General features: G+C 37.0%; 16 protein-coding genes. 8 read left to right on the top strand and 8 right to left on the bottom strand.

What is annotated here, in order from left to right:
- Nucleotides 1-81: 81 nt before the first annotated feature.
- The 7 genes from L1967_RS03000 (at nt 82) to L1967_RS02970 (ending at nt 5165) form a co-directional block, all read left to right on the top strand.
- Nucleotides 82-576, top strand: a complete 495-nt coding sequence (locus L1967_RS03000; RefSeq protein ID WP_249600238.1) for a DUF4870 domain-containing protein — start codon at nt 82-84, stop codon at nt 574-576.
- A 7-nt stretch (nt 577-583) separates the two neighbouring features.
- Nucleotides 584-979 carry a hypothetical protein gene (locus L1967_RS02995; RefSeq protein WP_249600237.1) on the top strand — a complete coding sequence of 132 codons (396 nt, stop codon included), beginning with the start codon at nt 584-586 and terminating at the stop codon, nt 977-979.
- 6 nt (nt 980-985) lie between these two features.
- Nucleotides 986-1858 (top strand): DUF5694 domain-containing protein, encoded by an 873-nt coding sequence (locus L1967_RS02990; protein ID WP_249600236.1) that lies wholly within the window; start codon nt 986-988, stop codon nt 1856-1858.
- Nucleotides 1859-1928: 70 nt separating this feature from the next.
- Nucleotides 1929-2273, top strand: a complete 345-nt coding sequence (locus L1967_RS02985) for a PadR family transcriptional regulator (RefSeq protein WP_249600235.1) — start codon at nt 1929-1931, stop codon at nt 2271-2273.
- The gene (locus L1967_RS02980; protein ID WP_249600234.1) at nt 2266-4026 is read left to right on the top strand and encodes a PspC domain-containing protein; all 1761 of its coding nucleotides are present in this window, start codon (nt 2266-2268) and stop codon (nt 4024-4026) included. Before L1967_RS02985 ends, L1967_RS02980 begins: the two co-directional genes overlap by 8 nt.
- A 44-nt stretch (nt 4027-4070) precedes the next feature.
- Nucleotides 4071-4220, top strand: a complete 150-nt coding sequence (locus L1967_RS02975) for a hypothetical protein (protein WP_249600233.1) — start codon at nt 4071-4073, stop codon at nt 4218-4220.
- Between the two features lie 126 nt (nt 4221-4346).
- Nucleotides 4347-5165, top strand: coding sequence for a GIN domain-containing protein (locus L1967_RS02970; RefSeq protein ID WP_249600232.1), 819 nt, complete (start codon nt 4347-4349; stop codon nt 5163-5165).
- An 88-nt stretch (nt 5166-5253) separates the two neighbouring features.
- Here L1967_RS02970 and trxB read toward each other — a convergent pair whose 3' ends face one another.
- The gene (gene trxB, locus L1967_RS02965; protein ID WP_249600231.1) at nt 5254-6234 is read right to left on the bottom strand and encodes a thioredoxin-disulfide reductase; all 981 of its coding nucleotides are present in this window, start codon (nt 6232-6234) and stop codon (nt 5254-5256) included.
- A gap of 183 nt (nt 6235-6417) precedes the next feature.
- Here trxB and L1967_RS02960 point away from each other — a divergent pair, with 183 nt between their 5' ends.
- Nucleotides 6418-7047: a trimeric intracellular cation channel family protein gene (locus tag L1967_RS02960; RefSeq protein ID WP_249600230.1), complete on the top strand. Its 630-nt coding sequence runs from the start codon at nt 6418-6420 to the stop codon at nt 7045-7047.
- Between the two features lie 138 nt (nt 7048-7185).
- Here L1967_RS02960 and L1967_RS02955 read toward each other — a convergent pair whose 3' ends face one another.
- The 7 genes from L1967_RS02955 to L1967_RS02925 all read right to left on the bottom strand — a co-directional run bounded on the left by L1967_RS02955 (nt 7186) and on the right by L1967_RS02925 (nt 15070).
- Entirely contained in the window at nt 7186-7599 is a 414-nt protein-coding gene (locus tag L1967_RS02955; RefSeq protein WP_249600229.1) for a YeeE/YedE family protein, read from the bottom strand.
- A 3-nt stretch (nt 7600-7602) separates the two neighbouring features.
- The gene (locus L1967_RS02950; protein ID WP_249600228.1) at nt 7603-8163 is read right to left on the bottom strand and encodes a YeeE/YedE family protein; all 561 of its coding nucleotides are present in this window, start codon (nt 8161-8163) and stop codon (nt 7603-7605) included.
- Nucleotides 8164-8222: 59 nt separating this feature from the next.
- Complete coding sequence (locus L1967_RS02945; protein ID WP_249600227.1) at nt 8223-9125, bottom strand: D-isomer specific 2-hydroxyacid dehydrogenase family protein; 903 nt, start codon at nt 9123-9125, stop codon at nt 8223-8225.
- A 334-nt stretch (nt 9126-9459) separates the two neighbouring features.
- The gene (locus L1967_RS02940) at nt 9460-11004 is read right to left on the bottom strand and encodes an acyl-CoA carboxylase subunit beta (RefSeq protein ID WP_249600226.1); all 1545 of its coding nucleotides are present in this window, start codon (nt 11002-11004) and stop codon (nt 9460-9462) included.
- Nucleotides 11005-11416: 412 nt separating this feature from the next.
- Nucleotides 11417-12871, bottom strand: coding sequence for an acetyl-CoA carboxylase biotin carboxylase subunit (gene accC, locus L1967_RS02935; RefSeq protein WP_249600225.1), 1455 nt, complete (start codon nt 12869-12871; stop codon nt 11417-11419).
- 27 nt (nt 12872-12898) lie between these two features.
- Nucleotides 12899-13384 carry an acyl-CoA carboxylase biotin carboxyl carrier protein subunit gene (locus L1967_RS02930; protein WP_249600224.1) on the bottom strand — a complete coding sequence of 162 codons (486 nt, stop codon included), beginning with the start codon at nt 13382-13384 and terminating at the stop codon, nt 12899-12901.
- Between the two features lie 348 nt (nt 13385-13732).
- A complete protein-coding gene (locus tag L1967_RS02925; RefSeq protein WP_249600223.1) occupies nt 13733-15070 on the bottom strand; it encodes an MBL fold metallo-hydrolase in 1338 nt (445 codons plus the stop codon).
- Nucleotides 15071-15083: the final 13 nt, after the last annotated feature.

The raw sequence follows: 15083 nt of genomic DNA, 5'->3' as shown, positions 1-15083 counted from the left end.
ATCCTTCATCAGGATGTTAAATCCGGACTTAAAAACATCAAAAACCATCATTTTAAGTCCGGTTTCTTAAAAGAAAAAGCAATGGAATCATCAGCAATCAAACAACAAGACCAAACCTTAGCCACCATCATCCATCTTTCGGTCTTTTCTAAACTATTTATTCCTGCCGGAAATTTTATCTTCCCGGTAATCATCTGGTTGGTAAGTAAGGAAAAAGAATTTGTAAACCATCACGGCCGTAATGCCGTCAATTTTCAGCTAAGCTTATTACTCTATTATCTAATCATTGCCTGTTTGCTCATTGCTACTACTATTATTTTGGGTGCCAGAATTCCTAATGAGTTTTTTGAATACGATCAATATTCCATAAAAATTTATCCTGGCGACGAAGATAATTTTCTACAGTTTCTAGTCATTTTTTTTACTGGAGCAATATTTCTGCTTGGGCTTATCGTTTTTGAGCTCTATGCAGTTATCAGTGCTGCAAAAAATGCGAGTGAAGGAAAGGAATTTAAATTCCCTTTATGCATCAATTTTATTAAGGAAGAGACCGCTGAAAACGAGCCAATTCAATAAATTCATCATGAAAAAACTACTAAACATCAGCTTCATATTCATCCTTTTAATCAACATTTCCTGTGTAAAAATTAAAAATGAAATCGCCGATACAAAAATTTATGATCTTGACGGTAACTGGGAGTTATACGACGGAAACAGTGATATAAAAAGAATTTCTTTTAAAGAGAATAAGGTAATTCTTAAAACTAAACATGAAACTATACAGGGAAAATTAGGGATCTATAAAGAAAGTACCTCTACTACAGATTTATATGTTTTCACCAACATGGTTACCAAAAAATTTCCCGCTATCGAATATTATGATCACGAAGAAAAAATCAGGTTACCCATTCTCTACGAAACTATAGACGAAGAGGCTTTTATTACTCTAAATGACGACGTATATCAAAAAGTAAACTAATTATCAATGAATCCATCAATCAAAATATCACAAATTGTCATCGCCATTTTAGTTGCGTTTCAATCCCAATTTGGTATTGCGCAACAAAATGAAAAGGTGGAAATTATGCTTGTAGGTTTTGCTCATCTTAACCAAATGCAAAACGGTACAGAGGCTGCAAGCATGTTCTCCCCTAAAAAGCAACAAGAGCTTGAAAAAATAACTGCTAAAATCGCACAATTTAAGCCTGATGCTATCATGGTTGAATTAACTCGTCACGAAAAAAAGACAACAGATAGTCTTTATAAGCTTTATCAAAATAACCAGCTTGATCTAAAAGATTTTGAAAACGGTGCCAGTGAAACTTATCAGGTAGGTTTTAGGCTGGCGAATAAACTGAATTTAGATCATGTCTATGGGATTGATTTTAAAAGTGCTACCTCTCAGAGGTTATTAAAAGAGGGCGATCATTTTGAATATTTTCAGGAGCAGTTAAAAAAACTGCAACAAATCGCAAGACCGCTGGGAAAACAAGTGGTGGAAAATTCGTTATCCCTTTACGATTTCACTAAAAAGATCAATGAGCCAGAAATGCTAGATCTCTCTTATCGAGCCATTTTTAATTTTCCGGCTTATGTTCAAAACGGCGATTTTGACAAGGAAGGAATTAATTACAGGGATTTAAATTCCGAAGAAAAGAAATATGCGGGTGCCGAATATATTAGTCTTTTTTTCGATCGAAATATTAAAATTTATTCAAACATTTTAAATACACAATTAAAAACAGGAAGCAAGAGAATTTATGTAATGATGGGACAGGCTCATATTGGGATCTTAAAAAATCTTTTAAAAGATAATCCCAATTATAAAATTGTAGATGCCCTTGCTTATTTAGATTAGTCATCCAATTTATCAAACATAATCATCAATCAAAAAATGAACATTTTAACAACATTCAAAACCAAGCGCTATGAAGATAGAAAACACCAAAGCACAAATGCGTAAAGGTGTACTGGAGTATTGTATACTTTCGGTTTTAAGAGATGAAGATGCTTACGTAGCTGAAATCTTAGACACCCTTAAAGATGCCAAATTACTGGTGGTTGAAGGAACGATATATCCTTTATTAACCCGACTTAAAAATGCCGGACTCCTCTCCTACCGATGGGAAGAGTCTACCAGCGGCCCACCAAGAAAATATTATGGATTAACCGATACCGGCAGATTGTTCTTAACCGAACTTTCCTCGACCTGGGAGGAGCTGCAAACCGCAGTAAACATTGTAACTACTCAAAAAAAGAAAAATCATGAATAAGACTATAAATATAAATCTTGCAGGCATGTTCTTTCATATAGACGAGGATGCCTATACTAAATTGCAGCATTATCTGGATGCCATAAAACGGTCCTTTACCGATAAACAGGGGCGAGACGAAATTATTTTGGATATCGAGGCACGTATTGCCGAGCTTTTTGCTGAAAAAAGAGCCGATAAAAGTCAGGTAATTAGCATGAAAGATGTGGATGAAGTCATCGCCATCATGGGACAACCTGAAGATTATATGGTAGATGAAGACATCTTTGAGGACGAGCCTGAAACCACTTCGGCTAAAACTAAAAAATCATCGAATAAACGTCTTTATCGTGATACCGAAAATTCTTATGTTGGTGGTGTAAGTAGTGGTTTAGGTCATTATTTAGAAATCGATGCTATATGGGTTAGGTTACTATGGGTAGTATTAACGCTGGCTTCAAGTGGGATCTTTTTGTTGATCTATATCGCTTTCTGGATTTTTACCCCAGAGGCGAAAACTACTGCTGAAAAACTATCCATGCGAGGGGAAGAAGTGACCATCTCGAATATCGAAAAAAAAATAAGGGAAGGATTTGATAATGTTTCAGAAAAAGTAAAAAATGTAGATTATCAAAAATATGGTAATCGCGCCAAAGCCGGTGCAGGATCTGCAGCTTCAGCATTTGCCCGAATCATCAATATATTTTTAAAAATCATTGTGGCCTTTGTTGGTATCGTTATTTTACTAACTGCGGGTTCTGGTTTAATCGCTTTATTTATTAGCCTTTTTACGTTTGGAACTTTTGGAGTTATTGATGCTCCATGGAATGATTATTTAATGATGCATATCTCTGGAACCTCTGTTTGGATTGGAGCTATATTTTCATTTTTTGCCGTGGGAGTACCATTATTCTTCCTTTTTATACTCGGATTAAAAATACTTGTTAAAAACTTAAAATCGATAGGTGTAACAGCTAAACTGGTTTTATTAGGCTTATGGATCCTGTCGGTTATAGGATTAGCTGTAATTGGTATAAAAGAAGCGACCAGTCGTGCATTCGATGAGGAAATTATGGAAACCTATAGCATTCCTATTAAAAAACAGGATACGTTGCATATAGAAATGAGAAATAACGGTATTTATTCGCCATACGTTTCCAGACATTATAATATGAAATTGAAATATGATGAAAATGAAAACAAAGTATTATACAATGAAGATATAGGATTAATCATACGTTCCACTCCAGATTCTGTTGCAAGATTAGAAATTATCAAATCTGCAGAAGGAAAAAGTGTATTAGATGCTAAAAAGAGAGCAGAAAATATAGATTATAAGTTCAAAATGGAAGGGAATACGCTTTATTTAGATTCTTACTTTCTAATACGGGAAGAGCTGTTAGCCAGAGATCAGGAAATCGATATGACACTATGGTTACCCGAAGGAAGTTTCTTTATTCCTAACGAAAATACATCCTATTTTCATCGAAATAGTTACTCATCTTATGACATTTTGCAAAATGGACAAGAAGGTTATCTTCTAAAAGTCGAAGAAAACCATGCCGTTTGTCTGGACTGTCCAGTCGAAGTGATCGAAGAAGATGAAGATGTTTTTGATTCAGAAGAAAGAATTTTTAAAACTGCAGAAGAAGAAGAAAGGTATTTAAGAAATCAGGCAAGAAAACTTGAGCAGGATACCATCGGCACAGATGAACCAACTGACGCATCGGACGATTTTGATGCGCCGGTTTCTAAGACCAAAAACGGTGTTTAAATAACAATTAACTAAGCTCAACCACCAATCAAAACCAACCAATCATGATTAGTCTTTTAAATGTAATCATCAGTTTTCTTATGCTCGTGCTTTCTCCACAATTGGAGATTGCACGACAAAAAGAAAAAATCATTGACATTTCCAATAAAATAGAATGTAATTATCAGGAAAGTGAGTTTTTAAACAAAATATAGATGACCCTAGGCCTCTCTTTATGAGGTTTTATTTTTTTCAGCTTATTATTTCGTATTTTAGATTCCAATACATTCAATTTTATGGCGTTCTTTTTGATATTACTAAATTGAATCAAATTAAGAATTATGAAAAAAAGTATTAGTCTTTTACTACTTTTCGTTGCCTTTGTTGCACAGGCACAGGTAGTAGGAAACCGAAATGTAATTAACAAAAAAAGGAATCTTGATAATTTTACTGAAATTAATATCACAGGAGATTTTGAAGTAAGCTTAACCCGGGGAAATTCTGCTTTTGCTGAAGTTGAAGCTGACGAAAATCTACACGATCTAATTCGTACCGATGTGGTAGACGGAGTCTTATTCATCAAAGCTGCTAAAGAGATTAAACGCTCTAAAAGACAGGAAATAAAAATTGAATTTCCCGAGACCATTACAAAAATAAGGGTTGAGGGAAATGCCGAATTAGATGCATCAGAAGGTCTTAATTTATCTGATCTTGAGATTGATACATTTGGGAAGTCCAAATTATTTTTGACACTCAATGTATCCAATTTCAAACTTCATAATAACGAAGATGCCAAAATTGAACTTAACCTTAAAGCGGAAAATGCGTACTTTCAGCTAAATGGAAGTGCTAAAATTAAAGCGCTGGTTAACGCTCCTGTTTTTAAGCTTGATAGTTATGAACGTGCTGATGCTGAAATTGAAGGAACCGTAGAGGATTTTGAATTAAGAACAGAGCATTCCAGCAATTTTAAAGGTAAAAACCTACTTACAACCAATGCAAAACTTACTGCTGAAGGCCGTTCTAAAAACGAAATTTCTGTTACCGAAAATCTTAGCATCATTGCTGAAGATCGTAGCGAAACCACCATTTTTAATACACCAAAAATAGAATTGGAAAAATTTACCGGTGAGGCCATATTAAAGAAAGCTGAATTTTAAAATTCACTTCGAAAACTTATTAACTAACTAGAAAGGCCGGATAAAAAATCCGGCCTTTCTGATAGTTATGAGTAAGCTACTACACTTCTTAGGCAGTAACTTCTTTTTCCTCTTCTTCACTGGTTTCGATCTCCGCTAAATAACGTTCAGCATCCATCGCAGCCATACAACCTGTTCCCGCAGCAGTAATAGCCTGACGATATTCTTTATCCTGAACATCTCCTGAAGCAAATACCCCTGGAATATTGGTCTTTGTAGATTTACCTTTAGTTATTAAATAACCTGTTTCGTCCATATCTAAATGACCTTTAAAAATATCGGTATTTGGTTTATGCCCAATAGCAATAAACAATCCGGTAATCGCGATTTCTTCTTTTTCTCCCGTTTTGTTATTTACCATACGTAATCCATCTACTACCTGATCACCAATCACTTCATCAACCTCAGTATTGTATCTTACTTCAAGATTCTTGGTGTTATTTACACGGTGCTGCATGGCTTTAGATGCTCTCATTTCATCTTTTCTAACCAACATTGTCACTTTGTTACAAATGTTCGCCAGATATGTAGCTTCTTCAGCAGCAGTATCACCACCACCAACAATCGCTACATCCTGATTTTTGTAGAAAAATCCGTCACAAACCGCACAGGCTGAAACTCCGCCTCCTCTTAATTTTTGTTCACTCGGCAATCCTAAATATTTCGCTGTAGCACCGGTAGAAATAATTACGGTTTCGGCTTCAATCCATTTTGCATTATCCACACAAACTCTATGGATGCCACCAACTTCTTTGCTAAATTCAACCTCGGTAACCATTCCCATACGAACTTCAGTACCAAAACGTTCCGCTTGTTTTTGTAGATCCATCATCATCGCCGGGCCATCGATCCCTTCAGGGTATCCTGGGAAATTATCAACTTCAGTAGTTGTAGTTAACTGCCCGCCAGGCTCCATTCCGGTATACATAATAGGTTTTAAATCTGCTCTGGAAGCATAAATAGCCGCAGTATAACCTGCAGGACCAGATCCTATAATCAAACACTTAATTTTTTCGATAGTCTCGCTCATATATTCTTTAAATCTTATTCTTTAATTTAGATTGTAAAAGTAGTAACTTCAATTAAAAACTTACAGTAAATCGTATATAGATTTACTATATGCCAATAGTTGCAGCATATTAGCCTGTAACTGACAAAGAATTACTTATAGCATTTCTACAAATTTAAAACAATAAATTTACCTTTGCCAATAATGGAATTTAGCCTGTTTAACATACTCGATATTCTTGGTACAGCAGCTTTTGCTATCTCTGGCGCATTATCTGCGATGAACCGTAGGCTAGACCTTTTTGGTATTTTTATCATTGCATTTGTGACCGCCATTGGCGGTGGTACTTTACGTGATGTTTTAATTGGCAGCACCCCGGTTACCTGGATGGAAAATACGCTTTATATTTATTTGATTAGCCTAGTAACCATTTTGGCTATTTTATTCAGAAATTATTTAAACCATCTTAAGAAGTCCCTGTTTTTATTTGATACCATTGGACTTGGGGTCTTTACCATTACCGGTGTAGAAATTGGAATTAGAAATGAACTGGACCCTATAATTTCTATCGCTCTAGGCGGAATGACCGGTGCTTTTGGTGGGGTAATCAGGGATATTTTATGTAACGAAATCCCGGTAATTTTCAGGAAAGAAGAAATCTACGCAACTGCCTGCCTGGTAGGCGGACTCATTTTCGTTATCATGCACAATCAAAACATCAATACCGATATTACTTACGTGGTCACTTCACTTACCGTAATTATCTTAAGACTATTGGCCGTAAAATATCATATCACCCTACCCGATTTTTATCCTGAAAAAGAGCAAAAGTAAACTACTTATAAAAAATTTACCAGTCCATATCCAATGGATCTACCAATACAGATACCTTTTTAAATTTCAATTTTATAGAAAAACAGCAATTAATTGTAGGGAACTAACTGCTGCTAAAAAATCACATTGGTATAATTATTAATGTGGCAATTTCTTCCGAAGTAATCCGTATATAAACGTTCCAAGCATGGCTCCGGCAAAAACTACCAATATTGGCCAATATCCTGCACCTACCAAAACATAAATAGGTCCGGGACAAGCTCCGGCTAGTGCCCAACCAAGGCCAAAAATGATGCCGCCAAGCATATAACGGCTAAAACTTTTATCTTTTGGTGCGATAGTAATTGGTTGCCCAAAGAAAGATTTCATGTTTTTTCGCTTAATCAACTGCACACCAATTATTCCTAAAACCAAAGCCGATCCTATAATACCGTACATGTGGAACGACTGAAATTTAAACATCTCGTAAATCCTAAACCAGGATGCGGCTTCAGACTTAAACATTACGATCCCAAAAAATATTCCTATCACTAAAAATCCTATCTGTCTCATCTTCTAAAAAATTAAGGGGTATAAAATGTGAATCATCACCAAACCACCAATAAAAAAGCCAATCACGGCGATTAATGAAGGTAATTGCAGGTTACTCAATCCAGATATCGCATGTCCCGAGGTACAACCGCCTGCGTAACGCGCTCCAAAACCAATTAGAATTCCACCTATTAAAAGTATTAGGAGCGTAAGCGGTTCAGAAAAAACAGCATTAGAAAATAACTCGGTGGGTAAAAATGCCTTTCCGGCACTTTCAAAACCAAGATTGTTTAAATCCTGAATAGTCTCTGCGGAAATTGCTACTGTTGTGGGGTCTTCGCTTAAATAAAAATGAGCGATAAAACCACCAATAACGGCACCCAGTACTACTAATAAATTCCATTGTTGAGCTTTCCAATCGAAATTAAAAAAATCTGCTTTCTTATGGGCTCCACACATACTACACATGGTTCGCAGGTTAGAAGACATTCCAAATTGACGTCCCATAAATAGGAGTAAAAACATAGTGAGTGCTATCAATGGCCCGGAAAAATACCACGGCCAGGGCTCTAAAATCCAATTCATATTTTTCTTTTGTGCAAATAAACCGGAAATTAAGAAAACTCCCTGTAACAATAGTTACATTATTTTCCCTGAAGATATTCTTTAAAATTTCGCAATACTTTTTCTGAAAGTCGTTCCTGTGTTTTCTGCGTCCAGCCGGCGCTTTTCTTTTCTATAAGCACATTCTTCAATTTTTGAATATCCTGCGGAATACCTTTCTCTGCATCACCATCGAAAATCGCAAAATTGGAGGTTGATTTTATCCAATTTCGAAAAGCTTCCAAATCGAACGGAACGCCTAAAGACGTGTTGATAAAAATCTTTCCTTCTCCAAATTTTTCAAAATGTTCTTTCTGAAACACCTCTGTATTTTTAGGAAGATGGATTGAAATTACCGATACAGTTTCCAGCAATTCATCTAATTCTAAAAATTGTACTCCTTTTTGCTCGTATTTTGGTTTTCTACTCCTACTATAGTAGTACAAATCGGCACCAAAAGACTGCAAACAATCCGCCAAAAGCTGCCCTGTAACCCCAAGGCCTATGATGCCTATTTTAAGATCGGTAAGTTCCTGTGGAAGCGCTTTCCATTGATGCTGGCCATACCCCTGGATAAGCATAATCAATTTTGAAATCACAAATTCTGCCACCCCGGGATCACCGTAATCAAAAATACCGGTAACTGTAATTCCGTTTTCACGGGCATAATTCACCGCAACATTGGCCGAAGCATCATCGTACAAACTACAGCACATCCCAATATATTTGAGATTGGGGCACTTTTTTATAATCTCTTCAGTAATCTGGGTGTTCCAGGATACAAAAATTACTTCGGCATCGCCAATTCGGTTTAAAATTTCTTCTTCGCTTTCTGGAAAATCATCTGGATTAATAATTTTTTCTTCTGAATACTTTTGAAGCTCAGCAATGGCTTCATTATTCATTTTAGTATTATCGACACAGGCGATTTTGTTGAATTTCATCTATTATTTTTGGGGAACATAAGAAAAAATCGAAGATTTTTAGCCATTACGCTCAGCTTTTAGCTTTAAATATCCTCCATAAGGAATCACATGCATTTGATTATCCAAACTTATAGGCTGAGATCCTGTCCCGATAGCTATCGAGGACAAGTTCAGGATGACTCTACTTTTTATAACATAAAATGTACAATCGCTATACAATTAATCCTATTTCTTGTCTCCTGACTCCTACTTCCAAATTGCAGCATTCAGCATTCAGCATTCAAAATAAATTCAATTTCCAAAAAGCGAAGCAATCTAATATCTCAAATCTAACAGCATAGCGTTCTAAACTCTAAAGCGGAATATTCCCATGTTTACGATCTGGTCTTAAAACACTTTTATTTTCAAGCATACTAAAAGCTTTCAGTAATTTTCGTCGGGTGTCTTTTGGCAGGATGACCTCGTCTATAAATCCGCGTTGTGCTGCTTCAAAAGGATTAGCGAATTTCTCGGCATATTCAGTTTCTTTCTCGGCTAGTTTTTGTTCAGGATCATCAGATTCTTTAATTTCTTTTCTAAAGATAATTTCACTGGCTCCCTTGGCGCCCATCACCGCAATTTCGGCACTTGGCCATGCAAAATTCATATCGGCACCAATATGCTTACTGTTCATCACATCGTAAGCTCCGCCATAGGCTTTTCGGGTAATCACCGTGACTTTTGGTACCGTAGCTTCACTAAGCGCATACAATAATTTCGCGCCATTTAGAATAATGCCGTTCCATTCCTGATCGGTTCCCGGTAAAAATCCGGGGACATCGACTAAAACCAGTAGCGGAATATTAAAGCAATCGCAAAAACGGGTAAAACGAGCTGCTTTTTTAGAACTATCCACATCTAAAACTCCGGCTAAACTCATTGGCTGATTCGCAACGATCCCTACACTTCTTCCGCCCAGTCTGGCAAAACCAACGATAATATTATCGGCGTAATTTTTATGAATTTCAAAAAACGAATCTTCATCGATAATCCCTTCAATCACCGAATGCATATCATAAGGTTTGTTCGAACTATCGGGAATAATTTCATCCAGTTTTTCACGAATCTCATCCTGAGGCTCAAAAGGTAATTTCTCTGTCTTTTGCTTATTGTTTTGTGGGATATAGCTTATCAGCTTCTTGATCTCTTCTAAGCAGGTGATGTCGTTATTGGCAGTTAAATGGGTTACGCCCGATTTTGTGGAATGTGTACTGGCGCCGCCCAATTCTTCGGAAGTTACATTTTCATTGGTTACTGTCTTTACCACATTAGGGCCGGTAACAAACATATAACTGGTATCTTCTACCATGATCGTAAAATCGGTCATCGCGGGAGAATACACCGCACCACCGGCACACGGACCCATAATTGCAGAGATTTGTGGAATCACTCCGGAGGCTTTTACGTTACGATGAAAAATATCGGCATAACCACCAAGCGATTTTACCCCTTCCTGAATTCTGGCTCCACCAGAATCATTTAAACCAATCATCGGTGCACCGGTTTTTACTGCCAGATCCATTACTTTACAGATCTTTTCGGCATGTGTTTCTGAAAGCGCCCCTCCAAAAACCGTAAAATCCTGAGCAAAAACATAGACCAGTCGGCCATCGATCGTTCCGTAACCCGTAACAACACCATCGCCATAAAACTTTTGCTCCTGCATTCCAAAATCGGTAGTACGATGGGTTACCAAAATGCCGATCTCTTCAAAAGAACCCTCATCCAATAAATAATCGATCCGTTCTCGCGCGGTAAGCTTTTTCTTTTCGTGTTGCTTCGCGATGCGCTTTTCTCCACCACCAAGATGTGCCTGTTTTATTTTTTGATTTAGCTGTTCTATATTTTTTTTACTCATGGGTTCTAATTTTTAGCTGTCAGCTTTTAGTCTTCAGCACTAATGTTTTCGCATTCAAAATTTAAATTGATCTTGGTTTTAGATTTCTCCGTTTCACCTGCCTGCCGGCGAGGCAGGGTCGAAATGACAATATTTTATTGGTTATCCGTAATTAGTAATACTTTATTGTTTTCGTCATTCCGTTCCGATAGCTATCGGAATTGATCCGGAATCTCATCCTGTATTGAAAACAAATTATATGAGACCCTGTCCCGATAGCTATCGAATATAAGTTCAGGATGACAATAGTTCATTATGATTCATTCCGGACATTCAAATATTTTACATCTCAATTTGAAAAGGTTTAAGTTTTAGCATTTTCAAATTGTCAAATCACCACATTAACAAATTAATTATTTACTGAGTACTGCAACTAATCCCTAGCCTCAGTAATGGGTAATCTTATTTTTTTCTGATCTTTTAAATATTGTTTTAAAGCGACTAACGCAGCTATTTTCGACTCTTCTTCAATTTCATTTTGAAGTTTTTCAGGAGAATAATAGTTCTTTACAAAATGGGTATCAAATTTACCCGAAGTAAAGGCTTCATGTTCAAACACAAACTTTCCGAAACTTAAAGTTGTCGAAACACCTTCTATCTGGTAATCATCGATCGCTTTGATCATTAACTGGATCGCTTCTTCTCGATTTTTTCCGTAGGTAATTAATTTGGCCAGCATAGGATCGTAATAGATCGGCACGTCCATCCCTTCTTCAAATCCATTATCTACCCGAATTTTCTCTCCGTGCGGAATTTTATATTTCTCCAATTTCCCAACGCTTGGCAGGAAATTATCCATAGGATCTTCAGCATATACCCGTAATTCTAACGAATGGCCTTTAATTTTTAAATCCTCTTGTTTGATGCTTAGCGCCTCTCCTCTTGCAATTTTAATCTGCTCTTCTACCAAATCAACTCCTGTGATATATTCGGTTACAGGATGCTCTACCTGAAGTCGGGTATTCATCTCTAAAAAATAGAAGTTTCGATTTTCATCAAATAAGAACTCCACCGTACCGGCACCTACATAATTACAGGCTTCAGCAACCCTAACGGCTGCTTTTCCCATTGCATCCCGAAGTTTTTCGTCTAAAACTATCGATGGTGCTTCCTCTATTACTTTTTGATGACGACGCTGCACCGAGCATTCCCGTTCAAATAAATGCAATGTATTACCGTGGGTATCGGCCAACACCTGAATCTCGATATGTCGCGGCGAAGCCACATATTTTTCAATAAAAACTGAACCGTCTCCAAAAGCCGATTCGGCTTCACTTATAGCGCGTTTCATCTGGTCTTCCAGATCATTTTCCTGCTCGACCACTCGCATTCCTTTGCCTCCACCGCCGGCAGAAGCTTTTATCAAAATAGGATAGCCAATTTCTGCTGCGATCTTTTTAGCTTTTTTGGTATCGGTAATCGCTTCATCGATCCCGGGAACCATAGGAATATCGTATTTTTTCACCGCATCTTTGGCAGCGAGTTTGCTTCCCATGATTCGGATGGCTTTACTTCGCGGACCAATAAACGTGATCCCGGCCTCTTCTACCGATTCGGCAAAATCGGCATTTTCACTTAAAAATCCGTATCCTGGATGAATTGCGTCGACCTTTAATTGCTTGCAAATTTCAATAATCTTATCTCCTAATAAATATGACTGATTTGATGGTGCGGGGCCAACACAAACCGCTTCATCAGCAAATTTTACTTGAGGTGCATTTCTATCGGCTTCAGAAAAAATAGCCACGGTTTTAATGCCCATTTTCTGAATACTTTTCATTATTCGCAAGGCAATCTCACCACGGTTAGCCACTAATATTTTTTTCATTCTTTGTTCTTTTTTATAGAATAGGGATTATTCCATTTCGATAAGCAACTGATTTTTATCTACGGTTTCGCCTTTTTTAATTTGAATACTTTTTACCACGCCGTCTCGCGGTGCCGTAATTGTATTTTCCATCTTCATCGCTTCCAAAACCAGCAAATAATCCCCTTCTTTCACCTGGCTGCCTTCTTCTACATTCACTTCAAGAATAAGTCCCGGCATAGGGGCTTTAATATCATTTATAAGTTGGGCAACACTTAAGGAAAGTCCCATTTTTTCGATCAAAAGGTCTAAATCGTTTTCGATATCGATAGTATAAATATTTGAATTGATTTTTACCGAATATCGTCTTTTTAAGAAATCGCTTTTTTCTACGGAAGCTTTAAAAGATTTATGCCGGTGAAGTATGTGAAAACCTGAATTTTTGTTGATCTGAATATCCAAATCCATAATTTGATCTTCTGCAAATTCAAATTCAGATGTGCCATTCACTTTAACCTTAAACTTTTTCCCCATATTTGATCAAATTTCACCTGTTTTAGCCAACAAGTGTTGTAAATATAGAAAATTAATAAGGCTTTTACTGAAGGATTAATAATTTATTAAAAATTATAACAAACCACGAAAGTAACGTCACCCTGAACCTGCCCGTCCGGCAGGCGGGCTTGATTCAGGGTCTCATCCTTAGAGTGCTATTTTAAAAATCTGAGTGAGATTCCGGATCAATTCCGATAGCTATCGGAACGGAATGAAGAAAATAGAAATTACATTATATCATCGAATTTAAGCATAAAGAAAAATCCCAACTTCTCTTAGAAATTGGGATTCATTCAGTTAGTTTGACAACATAAATCTCGATAAGACTTATTTAAATTCGTTTACCGCATCGCTAAGATCAAAAACCTTAACTCCGCTTAGCTTTTTATCTACAATGCTGCTACCGGCCGCAGATCGATATCCGCCGGCACAATGCACCACGATTGGCTTATCTGTAGGAATTTCATTTGTACGATCTCTTAATTCATTTAACGGAATGGTGATCGCACTTTCAAAAAACTTTCCTTCAGCAACTTCAGAAGCATTTCTTATATCCACAATCGTGTATTCTGAAGGATTTTCTTTAAAATCGTCTACCGCTAAGAATTCGGTCGAACCTTCAAGGTTTTTAGCAAGTGTAATTACCGCTTTTAGTTGTTTTTCGTAGCCAATTTTAGCAACACGCTCCAACAAGAAATCAATATCTTCTACGGAAGGAACTGCTAAATAATAATCTTCCTCAGGTTGAATAATCGCTCCCAGCCAGGTTTCGAATTTTTGTTTTGGCGAAGTCGCCATAATATTGATGCTTCCCGGTAAATGTGATTGTTTAAAATCATCGCCGCCTCTTGTATCCACGATTGTTAGCCCTTCCTCAACTTCATCTACATTTAGAAAAACCGGAACATTATATTTTGCTTTCTGTACGTTTAGCGCTCCGGCTTTGTTGATATCTACATCAAAACCAAAATACGACGGAATAAAAGGCTGATCTTTTAAAATTTCGTCCACAAATTCTTCTTCGGTTTGCTCCTTAAAAGCCCAGTTTCCCATGCGTTCATTTCCTAAAGTACTGGAAGAATCACTACTCATATTTTTACCACACAACGAACCTGCACCATGCGCCGGATAAACCAAAGCATCATCTGGCAACTCATTGAATTTAGTTTGCATCGTATTATACATTTGCCTGGCAAGATCAATACGTTTAGCTTTCATATTCCCCACATTTTCGCGAAGATCTGGACGGCCAACATTACCTATAAATAAGGTATCCCCGGTAAAAAGAGCAGTTTCATTTGCTTCTTTGGCGACCACCGTAATACTATCTGGACTATGCCCTGGTGTATTTAGTGCGCTAAAAGTTACTTTTCCTAATTGCAACGTATCGCCTTCATCAAAACTTTTATGATCATAGTCTGCGCCAACTAATTTACTTACGAAAATAGTTGCTGCTGTTTCTTCATGAATTTGTAAATGACTGCTTATAAAATCGGCATGGGGATGAGTCTCGAAAACCGCCACGATTTTTGCATTATTTTCTTCAGCAAACTTATAGTATGGCATTGGATTTCTAGATGGATCTACAATTGCCATCTGGCCTTCACTTATAATTGCATATGAGTAATGAGCTAATGCCTCGTCATTAAACTGTTCTATGATCATTGTCCTATCTTTT

It is taken from the genome of Zunongwangia pacifica, assembly GCF_023499215.1.
GTDB lineage: Bacteria > Bacteroidota > Bacteroidia > Flavobacteriales > Flavobacteriaceae > Zunongwangia > Zunongwangia pacifica.
Note: the sequence above shows the minus strand (reverse complement) of the source record. Positions and strands in the feature narration are given on the sequence as shown.